General features: G+C 59.8%; 19 protein-coding genes. 8 read left to right on the top strand and 11 right to left on the bottom strand.

Annotation, left to right across the window (positions count from 1 at the left end; genetic code table 11):
- Nucleotides 1-131: 131 nt before the first annotated feature.
- Entirely contained in the window at nt 132-1058 is a 927-nt protein-coding gene (gene tal, locus J3P86_RS17270) for a transaldolase (RefSeq protein ID WP_305500037.1), read from the bottom strand.
- Nucleotides 1059-1236: 178 nt separating this feature from the next.
- On the bottom strand, nt 1237-2223 hold the full coding sequence (dusA, locus tag J3P86_RS17265) for a tRNA dihydrouridine(20/20a) synthase DusA (RefSeq protein ID WP_434698506.1): 987 nt from the start codon (nt 2221-2223) through the stop codon (nt 1237-1239).
- Between the two features lie 176 nt (nt 2224-2399).
- Here dusA and J3P86_RS17260 point away from each other — a divergent pair, with 176 nt between their 5' ends.
- Together J3P86_RS17260 and J3P86_RS17255 are read left to right on the top strand one after the other, a co-directional pair.
- On the top strand, nt 2400-2675 hold the full coding sequence (locus J3P86_RS17260) for a BrnT family toxin (protein WP_434698505.1): 276 nt from the start codon (nt 2400-2402) through the stop codon (nt 2673-2675).
- Nucleotides 2653-2961: a BrnA antitoxin family protein gene (locus J3P86_RS17255; RefSeq protein ID WP_434698504.1), complete on the top strand. Its 309-nt coding sequence runs from the start codon at nt 2653-2655 to the stop codon at nt 2959-2961. Before J3P86_RS17260 ends, J3P86_RS17255 begins: the two co-directional genes overlap by 23 nt.
- A 187-nt stretch (nt 2962-3148) precedes the next feature.
- On the opposite strand, the gene J3P86_RS17250 is transcribed toward J3P86_RS17255, so the two are convergent.
- From J3P86_RS17250 to J3P86_RS17240, 3 genes are all read right to left on the bottom strand, one after another.
- Complete coding sequence (locus tag J3P86_RS17250) at nt 3149-3862, bottom strand: hypothetical protein (protein WP_434698503.1); 714 nt, start codon at nt 3860-3862, stop codon at nt 3149-3151.
- Between the two features lie 466 nt (nt 3863-4328).
- Complete coding sequence (locus J3P86_RS17245; protein WP_434698502.1) at nt 4329-4928, bottom strand: putative adenosine monophosphate-protein transferase Fic; 600 nt, start codon at nt 4926-4928, stop codon at nt 4329-4331.
- On the bottom strand, nt 4928-5098 hold the full coding sequence (locus J3P86_RS17240; protein ID WP_434601288.1) for a YhfG family protein: 171 nt from the start codon (nt 5096-5098) through the stop codon (nt 4928-4930). Before J3P86_RS17240 ends, J3P86_RS17245 begins: the two co-directional genes overlap by 1 nt.
- Before the next feature lie 169 nt (nt 5099-5267).
- Here J3P86_RS17240 and J3P86_RS17235 point away from each other — a divergent pair, with 169 nt between their 5' ends.
- Both J3P86_RS17235 and J3P86_RS17230 read left to right on the top strand, forming a co-directional pair.
- Nucleotides 5268-6488: a putative DNA modification/repair radical SAM protein gene (locus tag J3P86_RS17235; RefSeq protein ID WP_305500041.1), complete on the top strand. Its 1221-nt coding sequence runs from the start codon at nt 5268-5270 to the stop codon at nt 6486-6488.
- A complete protein-coding gene (locus J3P86_RS17230; protein ID WP_434698501.1) occupies nt 6485-7336 on the top strand; it encodes a TIGR03915 family putative DNA repair protein in 852 nt (283 codons plus the stop codon). The genes J3P86_RS17235 and J3P86_RS17230 overlap by 4 nt, the downstream gene beginning before the upstream one ends.
- Nucleotides 7337-7367: 31 nt before the next feature.
- On the opposite strand, the gene J3P86_RS17225 is transcribed toward J3P86_RS17230, so the two are convergent.
- A complete protein-coding gene (locus J3P86_RS17225) occupies nt 7368-8285 on the bottom strand; it encodes an AraC family transcriptional regulator N-terminal domain-containing protein (RefSeq protein ID WP_434698500.1) in 918 nt (305 codons plus the stop codon).
- Between the two features lie 180 nt (nt 8286-8465).
- Between J3P86_RS17225 and J3P86_RS17220 the strand changes: the two genes are divergently transcribed.
- Nucleotides 8466-9515: an NAD(P)-dependent alcohol dehydrogenase gene (locus J3P86_RS17220; protein WP_434573146.1), complete on the top strand. Its 1050-nt coding sequence runs from the start codon at nt 8466-8468 to the stop codon at nt 9513-9515.
- Nucleotides 9516-9532: 17 nt separating this feature from the next.
- Here the strand turns inward: J3P86_RS17220 and J3P86_RS17215 are convergent, their stop codons facing one another.
- Nucleotides 9533-9676, bottom strand: a complete 144-nt coding sequence (locus tag J3P86_RS17215) for a hypothetical protein (RefSeq protein WP_434698498.1) — start codon at nt 9674-9676, stop codon at nt 9533-9535.
- Between J3P86_RS17215 and J3P86_RS17210 the strand changes: the two genes are divergently transcribed.
- The gene (locus tag J3P86_RS17210; protein WP_434698497.1) at nt 9675-10907 is read left to right on the top strand and encodes an MFS transporter; all 1233 of its coding nucleotides are present in this window, start codon (nt 9675-9677) and stop codon (nt 10905-10907) included. The two genes, J3P86_RS17215 and J3P86_RS17210, sit on opposite strands and share 2 nt — an antisense overlap.
- Nucleotides 10908-11066: 159 nt before the next feature.
- Complete coding sequence (locus J3P86_RS17205) at nt 11067-11342, top strand: hypothetical protein (protein WP_434698496.1); 276 nt, start codon at nt 11067-11069, stop codon at nt 11340-11342.
- 47 nt (nt 11343-11389) lie between these two features.
- Here the strand turns inward: J3P86_RS17205 and J3P86_RS17200 are convergent, their stop codons facing one another.
- From J3P86_RS17200 to chrA, 4 genes are all read right to left on the bottom strand, one after another.
- Nucleotides 11390-11866 carry a hypothetical protein gene (locus tag J3P86_RS17200; protein WP_434656774.1) on the bottom strand — a complete coding sequence of 159 codons (477 nt, stop codon included), beginning with the start codon at nt 11864-11866 and terminating at the stop codon, nt 11390-11392.
- Nucleotides 11867-12015: 149 nt separating this feature from the next.
- Complete coding sequence (locus J3P86_RS17195) at nt 12016-12303, bottom strand: helix-turn-helix domain-containing protein (protein WP_434601281.1); 288 nt, start codon at nt 12301-12303, stop codon at nt 12016-12018.
- Between the two features lie 128 nt (nt 12304-12431).
- Complete coding sequence (locus tag J3P86_RS17190) at nt 12432-13583, bottom strand: mechanosensitive ion channel family protein (protein ID WP_434629921.1); 1152 nt, start codon at nt 13581-13583, stop codon at nt 12432-12434.
- 155 nt (nt 13584-13738) lie between these two features.
- Nucleotides 13739-15097 (bottom strand): chromate efflux transporter, encoded by a 1359-nt coding sequence (gene chrA, locus J3P86_RS17185; protein WP_434697330.1) that lies wholly within the window; start codon nt 15095-15097, stop codon nt 13739-13741.
- 263 nt (nt 15098-15360) lie between these two features.
- On the opposite strand from chrA, the gene J3P86_RS17180 reads away from it, so the two are divergent.
- Nucleotides 15361-16932 carry a diguanylate cyclase gene (locus J3P86_RS17180; RefSeq protein WP_434698495.1) on the top strand — a complete coding sequence of 524 codons (1572 nt, stop codon included), beginning with the start codon at nt 15361-15363 and terminating at the stop codon, nt 16930-16932.
- The last annotated feature ends 50 nt before the right edge of the window (nt 16933-16982 follow it).

Raw genomic sequence — 16982 nt, 5'->3', positions numbered from 1 at the left:
ACTCGGTCAGAAACTATGGGAGCGAGCTTGCTCGCGATGGCGTTTGTCGATCCGCCATATCTTTTGAGCCAAACAGAACAAAAAAGGGCGAACCCATCCAGGTTCGCCCTTTTTCATGCCGCCGGTTCAGCTCAAAGCTTGGCTTGCAGCAACGCTTCCAGCTTCTCCTGGTCCCGAGCGAACTGACGAATGCCTTCAGCCAGTTTCTCGGTTGCCATGGCATCCTCGTTGGACAACCAGCGGAACTGCGCCTCATTGAGGCTCAGACGCGCTTCCCCGGCCTGGCCAGGCGCCAGCTTGCGTTCCAGCTTGCCCTCGTCGGCGGCCAGTTTTTCCAGCAGTTCGGGGCTGACGGTCAAGCGGTCGCAGCCGGCCAGTTGCTCGATCTGATTGAGATTACGGAAGCTGGCGCCCATGACCACGGTCTTGTAGTCATTGGCCTTGTAGTAGTTGTAGATGCGCGTCACCGACTGCACGCCGGGATCGTCGGCCCCGGTGTAGTCATTGCCATTGGCCTTTTTGTACCAGTCATAGATACGGCCCACGAATGGCGAAATCAGGAACACACCGGCGTCGGCGCAGGCCGCGGCCTGGGCGAAGGAGAACAGCAGCGTCAGGTTGCACTGGATGCCTTCTCGCTCCAGTTGCTCGGCGGCGCGGATGCCTTCCCAGGTAGAGGCGATCTTGATCAGCACGCGATCCCGGCCCACACCGGCCTTTTCGTACAGGTCGACCAGGCGATGGGCGCGCTTCAACATGGCCTCGGTATCGAACGACAGGCGTGCATCCACTTCGGTGGAGATGCGCCCCGGAATCACCTTGAGGATTTCTTGCCCGACCGCTACACCAAAACGGTCGCTGGCCAGGCCCACGTCACCCTTGCAATCCGCCACGCAGGCGTTCAGCAGCTCGGCATAACCGTGAATGGCCGAAGCCTTGAGCAGCAGGGAAGGGTTGGTGGTTGCGTCCACCGGTTTGATGCGGGCGATGGCTTCGAAGTCGCCGGTATCGGCCACGACGGTAGTGAACTGCTTGAGTTGTTCCAGCTTGGAAGTCATGAGCGTGCTCTGTCCTATGGGTCCGTTGACATTACCCGAGGGCCGGCAGCCACTCAAGGGCGTGAAGAGGTATCGATGGCCCCAGCGGCAACAACCCGGAAACGGCTGTTTGAAAGGCCGGGGCAACTATCGGTAGATACGATGCCAAAACAGCGCGCAGGTTCAAAGCAAGTGATGGTTAACGCCCTTCAAGCAACTGCCCGGCCTGATCCAGGAGCGCCAACGGATCCTTGGTCTTGTGAATGTCCACCGACAACAACTGCCGGAACCGCCGCGCCCCCGGAAACCCCGTGCCCAGCCCCAGCACATGCCGGGTGATGTGATGCATGGCGCCGCCAGCCGCCAAGTGGGCGGCGATATAAGGCCGCAATTGCGCCAAGGCCTCGGCGCGGCTGATGACGGGCGCAGTGCTGCCGAACAATTGCTGGTCCACTTCGGCCAGCAGATAAGGGTTGTGGTATGCCTCGCGTCCGAGCATCACCCCGTCGAACGTCCGCAGGTGTTCATGACACGCCTCCAGCGTCTTGATGCCGCCGTTGAGGACGATTTCCAGCTCAGGGAAGTCAGCTTTCAGCTGCGCCACCACGTCATAACGTAGCGGTGGAATGTCGCGGTTTTCCTTGGGCGACAACCCCTCCAGAATGGCGATTCGCGCATGCACGGTAAAACTGCCGCACCCGGCCTCACGCACTGTCCCGACGAAATCGCACAATTGTTCGTAGCTGTCTCGACCATTTATTCCAATCCGATGTTTCACCGTCACTGGAATCGACACCGCATCACGCATGGCCTTCACACAATCGGCCACCAGCCCGGGATGGCCCATCAGGCAGGCGCCAATCATGTTGTTCTGCACCCGGTCGCTGGGGCAACCGACGTTCAGGTTGACTTCATCGTAGCCATGTTCCTCGGCCATTCGCGCGCAGGCGGCCAAGTCGGCGGGAACGCTGCCGCCCAATTGCAGGGCCAGCGGGTGCTCGGCTTCGTGGTGACGCAGGAAACGCTCGTGATCACCATTGAGCAGGGCGCCGGTGGTGACCATCTCGGTGTAGAGCAGGGCATGTTTGGAGAGGATGCGCAGGAAGTACCGGCAATGGGGGTCAGTCCAATCCATCATGGGGGCAACGGAAAAGCGGCGGGACAGCGGAGCAGGTTGTAGGGGCATCGGAAATCTGAGTCATCGGGGCGAATGGGGCGCAGTTTATCAGGGTTGCTTGTCGGGTACTTGGCGGGTTCTCGAGCCTCGCCACTCAATCTTCGGCGACATCCAGACGGATCGCAGCTCGGTTAGGGTTCGACGCGCACCTTGTGTTGATAAATTATTGTGGATACGATAATTGCATGCTGATTTCTTATGACCCGGCCAAAGACGCTCGCAACGTGGAAGAACGTGGACTCCCGTTTGCTCTCGTGCGGGACTTTGAATGGTCTACCGCATTGATCCTGGAGGATGATCGATTCGACTACGGTGAGTGTCGTTATAGGGCGATGGGATACATAGGGGATCGGCTGCATGTCGTAGTGTTTACACCACGGGGTGACGCGGTCCACGTCATCAGCTTTCGTAAAGCCAACAAACGGGAGGTCAAAAATTATGACCAAGAAACCCAGTCTTGAGAAGGTCGATACGGCAAACCCCGAATGGTCGACCGAGGACTTTGCCAAGGCCAAACCCGCCAGCGAGGTGCTTGTGGGGTTGTTTGGTGGAGCTCAGGCAAAGGAAATGCTCAAGCCGAAGCGTGGCCGGCCAAAGTCGGCAGCCACTAAAGAGCACGTCAATGTTCGTTTCGATGCCGACGTGCTGGAGAGATTCAGAGCTTCAGGGCCGGGCTGGCAAACAAGGATGAACGCCGCCTTGGCCGATTGGCTTAAGACGCATAAGCCAGAAGAACTGAAGGCTTAGTCGCTAAAATATCTTTCCAAAAAAATTAGCCGCCGATGAGGCGGCTTTTTGAGGGCTGCTGATTGGATTTGTGTCGGTAGCTGTATAAATGATCCGTCCCCTTTTTCCAAAACAGAAACTTGGACTCATTTTCGATGGCTCGGTGTGAAGCGACACCGTCGGCCATGCCGCTAACGTTCCCCAAGGCTCATATCAGCGTGTACGCCTTGTCAAAATCACTGAAAGCCTGTTCGACTTTGTAGCGAAGCATCAACGATGCAGAAAGCTTAACCATCGCTTCGAAAAGCACGTGCCCTGATTTAATCTCACATTGACCAACGCATCGCCCACCATATCCGCCGGGCTCATATGCGTAGACAGTATAGAAAACACCACGAGAGTCTCGATTTAAACCTGCAGTGAGATGCGTTAGATGGCTTTCTCCGTTTGAGCCGTCAGGAAGCGTAAATTCTAAGACATCATCAAAAGGAATGAACATAGCTGAAGCGGACATTACAAACAGACTTGCGATGTCTAGCGCTTCCTCAACTGATTTAAGCTCTGGGAGTCCATATTCATGCTCAAGAATATTCCGCATTTTGACCACTTTACGCAAAAGGCTCGGCGCCAGTAAGCCAAGCGCTCTCAATCGCCTTATCTTTTCCGGTACATCCAATCTGAGTGACTGATACCCAAACGAGATCAGCAGTTGGTCAAGCTGACAGACAATTGCGCGCTTCACATTAGTTGTTGCATTGATAAGGGCCGACAGGCCGCCTCGTTCAAAATCGTCTTCCGCTAAGCTCAAGAATTCCACAGGCGAGGCTTTGAGCTTCACCAATACGAAGCTCCCACCACCTAACGCGACTGCACATTTGCTCATATCGAATCCATGAGCGAGGCAAAACTCTTTGATATCCATTTTCTTAACCCAGCTTGTCGTTTAGGGCAATGACCAGATGTCAATTCATATCTGCACTTGAGCGCAAACTGAGATGCATATGTTTGATGATTGGGTTCAGCTATGAAAAGGCGTCGTCGTTGCAACCGACGCGGGACTCTCAACGTATGGGTCGGGTAGATCTCGTACCAATTTCAGTACCAATCGTTGCGTTTCGGCGAAAGAAATCAGGTAACCCTGAGCTCACCCCCTCCCCAATTTCATTTCCTCTCGCTACCAAGCGGAACCCACCCTACATAGCGGTGTGATTCTCGGCCAGCGCCGCACGGTTGTAAACGCGCCAAGCTGTGGTTGCTAGATATTTGCACCAGCAACGATGAAGAAAGCGGCGCTAAGCAAGCGGAGCGGAGTGTAAAGACATTGGGAATTTGAATCAGAAGGGCGGATCGGCGCAGTTTATCAGTGATGAAGTGCAACTGTCCGCGGCTCAGGTCTGAATCATTTCCCCAATGCACTTCTCAAAAACCGCCTCCATGGGGCCCAGCACACAGTTATAAGCCGCGATATTGGCGTCGATCCATTCGTCTTTATCGATCCCCCACCAACTGATCTCGAATCCGGCATTCATGATGAGGTGTTCGAACAGGATGCGCTGGGCGCGGCCGTTGCCTTCGCGGAATGGGTGGATGATGTTGATATCGGAATAGGCATCTGCCACGGCGATGATCAGTTCAGTTCTGCTCAGTCCCTCGAACCAGTTCGACGCCGCCAGGTTGGCGAATATCTTGTTGGCTTCCTTTTCCATGTATTCAGGTTGGCAAAAACGCGTGGCTTGCTTGGCCATGCCAACGGTCCGCAGCGCTCCGGCCCATTCGAACAAATCCGAGAACAGCGCTCGATGAATATCCTGCAGATAAGCCAGGTTGTAGGGAGGAGGGTTGAATTCGACGTTGCCCGCGGCGATGGCCGAGAGCTGTTGTTCGGCTTCGCTCAAGGTCTGTTCATCGCGGATATCGAGTTTATTGCGCAGGACCGTGGAGCCCGGGTAACAATAGGCGTCTTCGCCGACGCCGTATTTGTCGGGCATCAGGCTCGAGTCTTGGTGAAGGTCTTCAAGACTTCCTCACGGGAAGGCAGCTTGTCTTCGCTGTCTTGCGCAGACACCTTGAACCCTTCCAGGCGCAGGCTGGCCGCGTAGTTGGACCGGCGAGTCCTGGCCGCGTAGGCCTTTTTTGTTTCCAGGCTGACAGTGCCCATCGGGGTGGACCTCGAATCGCGTTGGTTGGCGAATTATAGCCCATCGCCCCGGCAAGGCCTATGTCGCGGTCGGGCTCAGTCTTCCATCGGCAAACGGATTGACCAACGGGGTTTGCATATCGGCGTATCTCCAGATACTGTTCATGCATCCAGTATTCGGGAATTCTCCATGCAGCTCATCGCCAAGCTCGGCATTCTTGCAGACGCCGCCAAATATGACGCGTCGTGTGCCAGCAGTGGGGCGCCCAAGCGCAGTTCGCGTGGTCGCGACGGGCTTGGGGCCACGGATGGCATGGGGATCTGCCATAGCTACACGCCGGATGGGCGCTGTGTCTCGCTGCTCAAGGTGCTGCTGACCAATTTCTGTCTGTACGACTGCCAGTATTGCGTCAACCGTCGTTCCAGCAACGTGCCGAGGGCGCGCTTTACGCCGGAGGAAGTGGTGCGGTTGACGTTGGATTTCTATCGTCGCAATTGTATCAGCGGGCTGTTCCTGAGTTCCGGCATCATTCGCTCGGCCGATTACACCATGGAGCAACTGGTTCGTGTGGCGCGCTTGCTGCGCGAGGAGCATCAATTCCGAGGCTACATTCACCTCAAGACCATTCCCGATGCCGATCCGCTATTGATCGAGGAGGCGGGTCGGCTAGCGGATCGCCTGAGTGTGAACATCGAACTGTCCTCCGAGGTGAGCCTCAAGCGCCTCGCGCCGGAAAAGCAATTGACCACGATTCGTCAGGCCATGGGCACCATCCATGACGGTCAGCAGGCGGTGGCTGGCGAGCCGCGGGCGCCGCGCTTTGCGCCGGCCGGGCAGAGCACCCAGGTGATCGTGGGAGCGGATGCCACCGACGACCATGCCATCCTGAGCAACGCCGAGTCGCTCTACCAGGGCTATGGTTTGCGGCGGGTCTACTATTCCGCCTTCAGTCCGATTCCCGACAGCCCAGCCAGTGTGCCGCTCGCCGCGCCGCCGTTACTGCGTGAGCATCGGCTGTATCAAGCCGACTTCCTGATGCGTGGCTACGGCTACAAGGCGGGCGAACTGTTGAACACGTCCAGCAACCTGGACCTGGACATCGACCCGAAACTGGCCTGGGCGCTGGCTAATCGCGATGTGTTTCCACTTGACCTCAACCGTGCCGAGCCGGCGCTGCTGGCGCGCATTCCCGGGATCGGCCTGCGTAGCGTGCAGCGCCTGGTGACGCTGCGCAGGGAGCGGCGGATTCGGTATGACGATCTGGTGCAGTTGCGCTGCGTGCTGGAAAAGGCCCGCCCGTTCATTGTGACCAGCGATTACCGGCCCGCTGACGCGCAAACGCGCAGCGGCTTGCTGCGGGCACGTTTGCGCGATCCGCAAAGGCCTGTGCAAATGGGGCTGTGGGGATGATCGCGCTGGATTGCGATGACGATTTCGCCATCTGGCGCGACCAAGCCCGGACGTTGCTTGGTCACGGAATAGACCCCTGTGACGTGACTTGGGCTCAGGGCCCCATGGCCGATCTGTTGGCAATGCCGACGCTATTGCCGCAAGGCCCGGGTCCGTTCCGCACTCGCGTCCCGGCAGCGTTGTTGAGCCAGTTGCAACAGGCCAGTCGTTATCACGGCGAACAGCGCTGGAACCTGTTGTACGAAGTGCTCTGGCGCGTAGCGCATGGCGACCGCACCGCCATGCTCGCGGGCGATCGCCTGGGTAGCGAGTTGCAACGGCGCATCAAGCAGGTCAGTCGCGAGGCTCATCACTTGCACGCCTTCGTGCGCTTCATTCCCTTGCCGCCAGCCGTGGCAGAACAATTGCAGTTGGACCTGGTGGCGTTCCACCAGCCGGCGCACGACATCCTCGAAAGCGCGAGCGGTCATTTTGCCGAGCGGCTCGGTCGGCAACGCTGGCTGATTGCAACGCCTCGCGACGGTATTCGTTTTGACGGCCAATCGCTGGATTACCAGCGCCACTGCCCCGCGCAATGGCAACAATGGGCCCGCCACGCCGAAGACCCCGGCGCCGAGTTGTGGCGCACCTATTACAGGCACATCTTCAACCCGGCGAGGCTCAACCCGACCGCGTTGCGCCAGCACATGCCCGGGCGGTTCTGGAAGCATTTGCCTGAAGGGGAATTGATTCCTTTACTGGTGGGGCAGGCGCGGCAGGGGAAGCAGAAGGATGGGCAGGCGTTGGAGGTGGGGGAGAAGATGGGTAAGCGGATTGTCGTAGGCGCTGCGGTAGGGGCACAGGGATAAGACAGCGCCCACGATGGCTCCGGCACAGTAGTCAGATACCCTTGCTCGCACTTGCCGGCCTGCGCAACGCCGCAATGTCCCGCTTGGGCGACGCACCGAACAGGCGGGCGTATTCGCGGCTGAATTGCGAGGGGCTTTCGTAACCCACTCGGTAGGCGGCGTTGGCCACGTCCAGGTGTTCGTTGAGCATCAGCCGTTTTGCTTCGTTCAGCCGCAGCCACTTCTGGTATTGCAGGGGGCTCATCGCCGTGAGTTGGCGGAAGTGATGGTGAAAGGTCGGGGCGCTCATCTGCACCCGCGCCGCCAGGTCATCCACGCGGATTGGCGCGGCGTAGTTCAACTTCAGCCAGTCGATGGCCTTGGCGATCCGGTAGCCCTGGCTGTCGACGGACGCGATCTGGCGCAGCCGTGCCGCCTGGTCGCTCATCAGTAATCGGTAATGGATCTCGCGCTGGATCAGCGGCGCCAGGATGGGGATCGCCTCGGGTTCATCCAGCAATGCCAGCAGGCGTACGAACGGCGCCAGGAAGTCCGCTGTGCTGGTGCCGATTCCCGCACCAATCCCGACTGGGCGCTCAAGACGCGGCGCCAGCCCGCCTTGGGCGACCAGATCGGCAACCATGCGCAAATCCAGCCGCAGCACCAAGCCCAGGCATGGCTGTTCCGGGCTTGCGACCATCACTTCGGAATTTGCCGGCATATCCAGTGAAGTCATCAGGAATCGCCCGGTGTCGTACCCATACGCCTGGCCACCAATCCAGACCTGCTTCATCCCCTGGGCGACGAGGACGATGCTCGGTTCGATCATGCAGGTCGCGGGCGGGGCAGGGGCGTCGCGCCGGAAAAGGCAGAGGCCAGGCATCGACGTTTCGACGTCTCCCGATTCTGTGGTCCGGGGAGCGATGAGGTCCGCGAGCATCCTCTGCGGCGATTTGCCATGGCTGGTCATGTCGATTGTCTGTCGAGGTGATAGTTATAGGCAGAACCTTAACTCGCCAAGCGAAGCGCTGCCTACGGCAAATAAGCAGGCTCACAGGATCGGGCAAGAACTTCAGCGAAATGTTCTACCGGCGAATGGCGCCGGTCCCTGAAACTGCCAGTCGAATTCAACTCAACAAGGAGTCATCTCATGCGTGTACAAGCCTACGGCGCCCACGCGGGCGACAAACCCCTTGAACCAATGCAAATCAATCGCCGCGCACCCGGCGCGCATGACGTGCAAATCGACATCGCCTTTTGTGGGATCTGCCACTCGGACCTGCACCAGGTGCGCGCGGAGTGGGCAGGCACTCAGTTCCCTTGCGTCCCTGGCCACGAAATCGTCGGCCGCGTGTCGGCGGTGGGCGCCCATGTTTCCGCGTTCAAGACCGGTGATCTGGTCGGCGTCGGCTGCATTGTCGACAGCTGCAAACACTGCGAGGACTGCGAAAGCGGCCTGGAAAACTACTGCGATGGCATGATCGGTACCTACAACTTCCCGACGCCGGATGAACCGGGCTGGACCCTGGGTGGCTACTCGCAGAATATCGTGGTGCATGAGCGTTATGTGCTGCGCATCCGTCACCCCGAAGAACAGCTGGCCGCCGTCGCGCCACTGCTTTGTGCAGGCATCACCACCTATTCGCCATTGCGTCACTGGAACGCCGGGCCGGGCAAGAAAGTCGGCGTGGTCGGTATCGGTGGCCTGGGGCACATGGGCATCAAGCTCGCTCACGCGATGGGCGCACACGTCGTGGCGTTTACCACTTCGGAATCCAAGCGCGAGGCCGCCCGGCAGTTGGGCGCCGATGAAGTCATCGTGTCGCGCAATGCTGATGAAATGGCCGCCCACGCCAAGAGCTTCGACTTCATCCTCAACACCGTGGCGGCGCCCCACGACCTCGACGTTTTCCTGGTATTGCTCAAGCGCGACGGCGCGATGACCCTGGTGGGCGCTCCGGCGACGCCTCATTCGTCGCCCAATGTCTTCAACTTGATCCTGAAGCGTCGAACCATTGCCGGCTCGATGATCGGTGGGATTGCCGAAACCCAGGAAATGCTGGATTTCTGCGCTGAGCACGGCATCGTTGCCGACATCGAGCTGGTTCGTGCCGATCAGATCAACGCGTCCTACGAGCGGATGCTCAAGGGCGACGTCAAGTATCGCTTCGTGATCGACAACGCTACGTTGGCCGGTTGAATGTAGCCTCAAAGCGTTCAGGCCCGATTGATGCGGGAGCGGGCCTGCTCGCGATCGCGGTGTTCCAGTCGCCTGTGCGCGGATTGCGCCGCCGTCATCGCGAGCGAGCTCGCTCGCCCAAGGGTTTCGAGCCCTTCCATAAATTTCAGGTTGTAACCCATGACCCATACTTTATCGCCCACCCCGCAGGGTAAGCCTGCGTGGGGCGCGGTGCTTGCCATGTCGTTGGCTGCCTTCGCGCTGGTCGCCTCGGAATTCATGCCGGTCAGCCTGCTGACACCGGTAGCGGCGGACCTTCATGTCAGCGAAGGGCAGGCCGGCCAAGGCATCGCCGTCTCCGGCGCCTTCGCCCTGGTCACCAGCCTGTCCGTCGCCTCGATTGCCGCCCGGGTCGACCGCAAATGGCTGCTCTCGGCATTGACACTGCTGATGATCGTTTCCGGCACAGTGGCTGCGCTGGCCCCCGACTACGTGACGTTCATGGTCGGCCGCGCCTTGATCGGCGTTGCGATTGGCGGCTTCTGGTCGCTGTCGGCGGCTACGGCCATGCGCCTGGTGCCGGAGGACAAGGTCCCCCGCGCATTGGCCATCGTCAACGGCGGCAATGCCTTGGCGACGGTAGTCGCTGCGCCATTGGGCAGCTTCCTGGGGGCAATCATCGGTTGGCGTGGGGCGTTCTTCTGCATCGTCCCCGTCGCCGCGCTCGCCCTGGCGTGGTTGCTGTTGAGCCTGCCCTCGCTGCCCTCGCGGGTGAAGCAGGACAGCGGCAATCCTTTCAGACTGATGACCCAGGCACCGGTTGCGTTGGGCATGCTGGCCGTCAGCACGTTCTTCATGGGCCAGTTCATGTTGTTCACCTATCTGCGTCCCTTCCTCGAAACGGTGACGCAGGTGAGCGTGTCGCTGTTGTCGTTCATGTTGTTGGTGATTGGCCTGGCCGGTTTGCTCGGAACCTTCCTGATCGGTTCGTTCTTGAGGAGCGGGCTGTATCGGACCCTCATCGTCATCCCGTTGTTGATGGCTGCAATCGCTCTTGCGCTGGTTGCGTTCGGCGGGTCAGCGGTCATGACCGCGGTGCTGCTGGGCGTCTGGGGGCTGGTGGCAACGGCGGCGCCGGTTGGCTGGTGGACCTGGCTGGCCAGGACGTTGCCGGAAAATGCCGAGGCCGGCGGCGGATTGATGGTGGCGATCGTCCAGCTCGCCATTGCGTCTGGTGCCACGGTGGGTGGCGTCCTGTTCGACCTGAGCGGTTATCGGGCGACGTTTGAAACCAGCGCGGCCGTGTTGGTCGTTGCGGCGGTGCTGACCATGCTGGCGGCCCGTGCCGCGGCTCGCAAGTCTTCGCAAGCGTCGAGCGACGCGACATATGGCGCGGTGCGGGAGTCAACCTGATCGAAACCAATGCAGGCTTCGTTGATCCATAAGCAGGGGAAAAAATCCCTGATGCTATCGGGCAACCGAAGCTGGACGAGACCGTTGGGCGCCTGCAGTTTGGTGGCATATTGATATCTTGGTAAGCTTCAAGCTCGTTACCTACCGAGTTGGTTAGTTGTGTCTACTGAAAGAATTTCCCAATTGGAGCAGGCGCTCCTGGCGGTCATTGCGGCCGCGGGCAAGATGGGCGTCAGTTGTGATGAACTTTGCGCGCAGGCTGTGGGCGGGCTGGTGTCCGAGCGCTACTGGAGCTGGGCGGATGCCCAGCACGCTCAAGGCGCGGCTGACGAGATCGATAACGCCTTGGCAGTCCTGGTCGGCCGGTATACGGCTACGCCTGGCAATCCCGTGCAAAGTGGGCCCGATGCTGCATTTGAATCGGCTGCCGGCTGATCCTCCTGTCTTCAGAAATGGGCGACTCGATAGGTCGCCCATTTGCTTTAAAGCCCCAACCCTTCCTCGATGATCAAGAGAAGAGCATCTTCATCCAGCGCTACGGGTTCGGTGTGTTGCCCGGCCGGCCGCAGCTGCCAAAGCGATTCGCCATGCTCGCCCACGGTGCGCAGGATGCAGTGCTTCACGCCTTGCATATGGATTTCGATGCATCCCTCTGCGCTGGTGGAGAAGCGGGCGATCGGATCGAGCGAGATACGCCGGTGGTTGCCCTCGATCACCAATTGGTCAATGGCGTAGTTGTACGTCGAACCGCTGGAGTGGCGCTCGAAGACGTGGGTCGGATTGCGCCGGATAACCAGGCCCGCCTCGCACACCGGCGCGAGCCACGTTTCGATCTGACGGTACAAATCGTAGACCTGGCCGGGCCAGTGTTCGATGGCCAGGTCAGCGCAGTTGTCGACGCCGGCTGGGGTTCGTTGGGCCTGCCTCAGCTTCGCCGCGAGTTCGTCTGCCTTGCTCATGTCGATTCCCTGTCGTGGTGATAGGTTGAGCGTAGCTGATGGAGTGGGGGGCTCAGTTGCGCTGGGTCATGGCGCGGTTTCGTTTTGCGCAGCGAGCTGATTTCGGGCGTTTCGCAGCCATATGCGAGTATCCTTTCGAATCTGATGACCTATATGGCGAGGGCATTGATGACGTGTTCAGGGTCGTTATGAATGGCGCGCAACAGAGCTTTCGCGGGACCGGTTGGCTCGCGCCGCCCTTGCTCCCAATTGCGTAGCGTGCCCAACTGAACGTCGATCAATGCTGCAAACTTGGCTTGGGTCAGGCCGGTGGCTTTTCGTATCTCCTTCACCTGCAGCGCATCGACGATGAATTCCCGGGACGGCTGACGCTCTCCTCGGACAATCTCATCCATCTGTTGCACGCTTTCCATCAGCTCATCGAAAAATCTGCTCATGGTTATCTCCATTGCTCGACGATCATTTTTCAACGCCTTGCGTTGATCACCGGCGGACAATGCTATAGGACGCAGCTCCCCTATTCATTTGGTGAGTTGTAACGGCAATCTCCAACGTCTGCGTGGACTCAGTGTTGCGCCCGAAACGAGGGAGCGCTTTGCGTGGGGGGCCTCTCGTTGCCTCTGCTGGCCATCCGCTCCACCGCATCCGGCAACGAAGCCACATGCACCGCGCGCGACGGCATGGCGAAGCGCACGCCGATCGTGGCGAACTCTTCCATCATGCCCAGGTTGATCGCCTGCTGGATGTCCATGTAGACGTTGTAGCTGGGGTCCAGCACGATATAGACCGTTTCGAACTCCAGTGCGCTTTCGCCGAAACCACGAAAATGCGCGCGGTCGAAGCGGGTTTTTTCCTGGGCCTTGATGATCTTTTCGACGATGACCGGCACTTGCCGCAGTTGTTCTGTCGAGCATTCCTGGGGCAGGGCGAATTCGAAGACGATCCGGCGCTCCTGGAGGCGTTTGTAGTTCTGGATGGTGGTGCTGATCATGCCGGCGTTCGCCATGACGATTTGCTCGCCACCCAGGCTGCGGATTCGCGTGGTCTTCAGGCCGACATGTTCCACGGTCCCGGCCAGGGAGCCGACGACGATGAAGTCGCCGACTTCGAAAGGTTTGTCCACGGCAATCGACAGCGAAGCGAACAGGTCCCCGAGGATATTCTGCACCGCGAGCGCCACGGCGATGCCGCCCACGCCGAGGCTCGCAACGAACGCCGTGATGTTCACGCCCAGGTTGGAAAGCATCGCCAGGAGCACCACCGCCCAGAGAAATACTTTCGCACCCCACAGGCTCAGGGTGGCCAAGGCGCTTTTCTGATGGATGTCGGAGTGGCTGTGGCGGGCGAAATAATGCATCAGCGCCAGGGCGATCGCTCGGTTTGCCCATAATCCCACTTGCAGGGCCGCCACCACGAACCAGAGGCTGCTGACTCGACTCAGCCAGCGTTCCGGCAAGTCCAGTACGCCAACGCCGATCAGGATCGAGGCCAGCAATAACAAGGTATTGCTGGTACTGGACAGTACTTCGACGGCGATGTGGCTGACATAAGCGTCGGGTTTTTGTGCCCGGGCACGCACGTTTTTCAACAGAAAACCGACGCCAGCCCTGGCGATGATGAAGCTCACCGTCATCACGCTCAGTGCCAGCAGCCAATTGGCGATGGAAATGCCCAGTACCTGGGTGTCGGTAAAAATATCGAGGGAGCTTGAGTCCATGGATGGATCACCTGTGCCATTTCTGTTCAGGTTGTGCCCTGGCCGCACCGGCCGGGCCATGAACTTGGTTAGTTCGCAGATGGCAGAGGCCCGTTCAATTTTCTTGCCGTCAGCGGCCCCGGGCATGGGCCGCTGATCCGACTCAAGCGCCTCTCTTAGCGCAGCAGATGCACCGCCAGCCCGGCCAGGCCGCAGGCCAGCAACACCTGGATGACGCCGCGTTTATAGCGGAACAATGCAATGAACGCCGCGACTGCAAGAATTGCCGATGGCCAGTCCAGTGCTGCGTGTAAGCCCTTGGGCCAGAGCACGTGATAACCAAAGAAGCAGGCGAGGTTGAGAATCACCCCCACCACCGCCGCGGTGATCGCTGTGAGCGGCGCGGTGAATTTCAACTCGTCATGGGTCGATTCCACCAGCGGACCGCCGGCCAGGATGAACAGGAACGAGGGCAGGAAGGTGAACCAGGTCACCAGCGTGGCCGCAACCGCGCCCGCCAGAAACGCCTGTTCGGGGCCGAACACCTGCGTCACGTAACCCCCGACGAAACCGACGAACGCGACTACCATGATCAGCGGTCCCGGAGTGGTTTCGCCCAGGGCCAGGCCGTCAATCATCTGGGTCGGTGTCAGCCAGCCGAAATGTCCGACGGCGCCTTGATATACGTAGGGCAGAACCGCATAGGCGCCGCCGAAAGTCAGCAGTGCCGCCTTGGTAAAGAACCAGGCCATCTGCGTCAAGGTTCCTTCCCAACCAAACATCGCGGTCAACAGGCCTATCGGCAGAATCCACAGCAGCGCCCCGACGATCAGCAGTCGGGCCAGGCGGGTGGCACTGAAACGAGCGTGTTCCGGGGTCGGTGTATCGTCATCGATCAGGGCCGGGCCGAACGACTTGTGCCTGGCATCGTGGCCGCCCAGGCTGAACTTTGCCGGTGCCCAGCGACCGCCGAAGTAACCGACGACCGCCGCCCCCAGTACGATTAGCGGGAACGGTACGTTGAAGGCGAAGATCGCCGTAAACGACGCGGCGGCGATTGCCCACAGCCAGTTGTTCTTGAGCGCGCGCGAGCCTATCCGGTGCGCGGCATGCACGACGATCGCCGTCACGGCGGGCTTGATGCCATAAAAAATGCCGGCCACCACCGGCACTTCGCCAAAGGCGACGTATAGCCAGGATAATGTGATGAGAATGAACAGCGAGGGCAGGACAAACAACGCCCCGGCGATTACTCCGCCCCAGGTTCGATGCATCAGCCAGCCCAGGTACGTCGCCAGTTGCTGGGCCTCGGGGCCGGGCAGCAGCATGCAGTAGTTCAAGGCGTGGAGGAAGCGACGCTCGGAGATCCAGCGCCGACGCTCCACCAATTCCTGGTGCATGATCGAGATCTGGCCCGCCGGTCCGCCGAAGCTGATGAAACCCAGTTTCAGCCAGAACCAGAAGGCCTCTCGCAGGCTGACGGTCGACGGTCTGGTCTGTACCTGTTCTACAGTGCTCGGGTTCGGAGTGCTCATGGTCCGCGGGGCCTTGATATAAAGGCCACCTACGTTATGGGGCGAGACACGTTTTAGATAGCCCCCGGTAAGGTTCGCGTGTAAAAAAAAACGCGCCAAGGGGCGGCGGAATTGCCAGATGATGAGGGGGATTTTGGATCCACTGCGCCATCCATCGACTTCGCCCCACTGGCAAATTGCCGGCCTCCAAGCGGTACGCTAAGCTCACGAATATTGGGGGCTTTGAGCGTTTTGCTCATGCTTTGCCCTCTTCAGGAATTCGCTTGCCTATCCCCATCAACGATCCGCTCCATGCGCCCGGCGGCACCCTCAAGCGCCTGCCATTGCTCAAGGCTGCGGTGGCGTTTATTGCGGCGGTTTGCCTGTGCCTCTGCGGTTTGCTCTATCTGCAACTGGAGCAATCTCGTCGTCACGACCTGGAGTCGGCGCGGATTGCTTCGGCCAACCTTACCCGTGCCATGGCCCAGCAGGCCCAGGATACTTTCCTGCAGGCCGATCTCGTGCTCGGCAGCCTGGCAGACGGGATCCAGATCGATGGCTACGGCCCGGCCGTGCGCGCGCGCCTGCAACAGACATTCGCCCGGCGCGTGCAGTCTCTGGAACAACTGCATGGCCTGTTTCTGTTCGACAAGAGCGGCCAGTGGATCATCACCTCGTTTGAAAAGCTGCACCGGGGATCCGGTATCGCGGATCGCGAGTATTTCCAGTTTCACCAGGAGAATGCCTCGCTCGTCGCCCATATCGGCCCGGCGATCCGCAGCCGGCAGAACGGCGAATGGATCATCCCCGTTTCCCGTCGGCTGAATGACCGCAAAGGCAATTTCCAGGGCGTGCTGATGGCCGGGATCAAGATGTCGTATTTCGACCAGTTCCTGAAGAGTTTCAATCTCGATGACCAAGGCGAGATGGCCCTGGCGTTGTCCGATGGGACTTTGCTGGCGCGCCGGCCCTTCGACGAGGCGCTGATTGGTGCGTCCATGGCGCGGCATCATATTTTCCAGCACGATCCGGTGGTGGGGGCTTCCGGCGATGAGATGATCCGCTCCGACACCGATAATATCGTCAGGCTCTATGGCCATCGGCATCTGCAAGCCTACCCACTGGTGGTCGTTGCCGCGATGTCCGAATCAGCGATCCTGGCGGGCTGGTATGACCGGGCGGTGCAATCGAGCCTGATCGTGGCCTTGGTGGTGCTGGGTATCTGTCTGTTTGGCTGGGTTTTCGTGCATCAGGTGCGTAACAGCGAGCGGATTGAAGCGGACCTGCGCAAGGCCCAGCAAGCGCTGGAGCTGATCGCCACTCATGACAGCCTGACCGGGCTGGCAAACCGCCGGCTGTTCGAGCGGGCCCTGGGCATCGAGTTCGGCCGAGGCGCCCGCCAGCGCAGCCCCCTGAGCCTGATCATGCTCGACATCGATTTTTTCAAGCGCTACAACGATACCTACGGGCATGTCGCGGGTGATCATTGCCTGGCGGAGGTCGCGAAGGTGCTCAAGGACTGCTGTCATCGCAAGGCCGACCTGGCGGTGCGTTTTGGTGGCGAAGAGTTTGCTGTCCTGCTGCCCGATACCAACCTGCACGGCGCCATGGCATTGGCCGAACAGATCCGCCGCCGCGTCATCGACAGGCAGATTACCCATTCGGCTGCCCCCTCCGGCTACCTGACGGTGAGCCTGGGTTGTCATGCCTTCGTGCCCAGCAGCCTGGACAGTACGGAAGTCTTCATCCAGCGAGCCGATGCGGCGCTGTATCAGGCCAAACACAGCGGTCGCAACTGTGTCGCGGCGTTGTCCAGGGAAGACGCGTTCGATGCGCTGGAGCGTTCCGATCGCTGAGATTCGTCGGAATCATCGGTGGCGGATCAAGGTCCATTGTTCAACGCACA

The organism is Pseudomonas sp. D1-1, from assembly GCF_051132225.1.
In the GTDB taxonomy this organism is placed as follows: Bacteria; Pseudomonadota; Gammaproteobacteria; order Pseudomonadales; family Pseudomonadaceae; genus Aquipseudomonas.
Note: the sequence above shows the minus strand (reverse complement) of the source record. Positions and strands in the feature narration are given on the sequence as shown.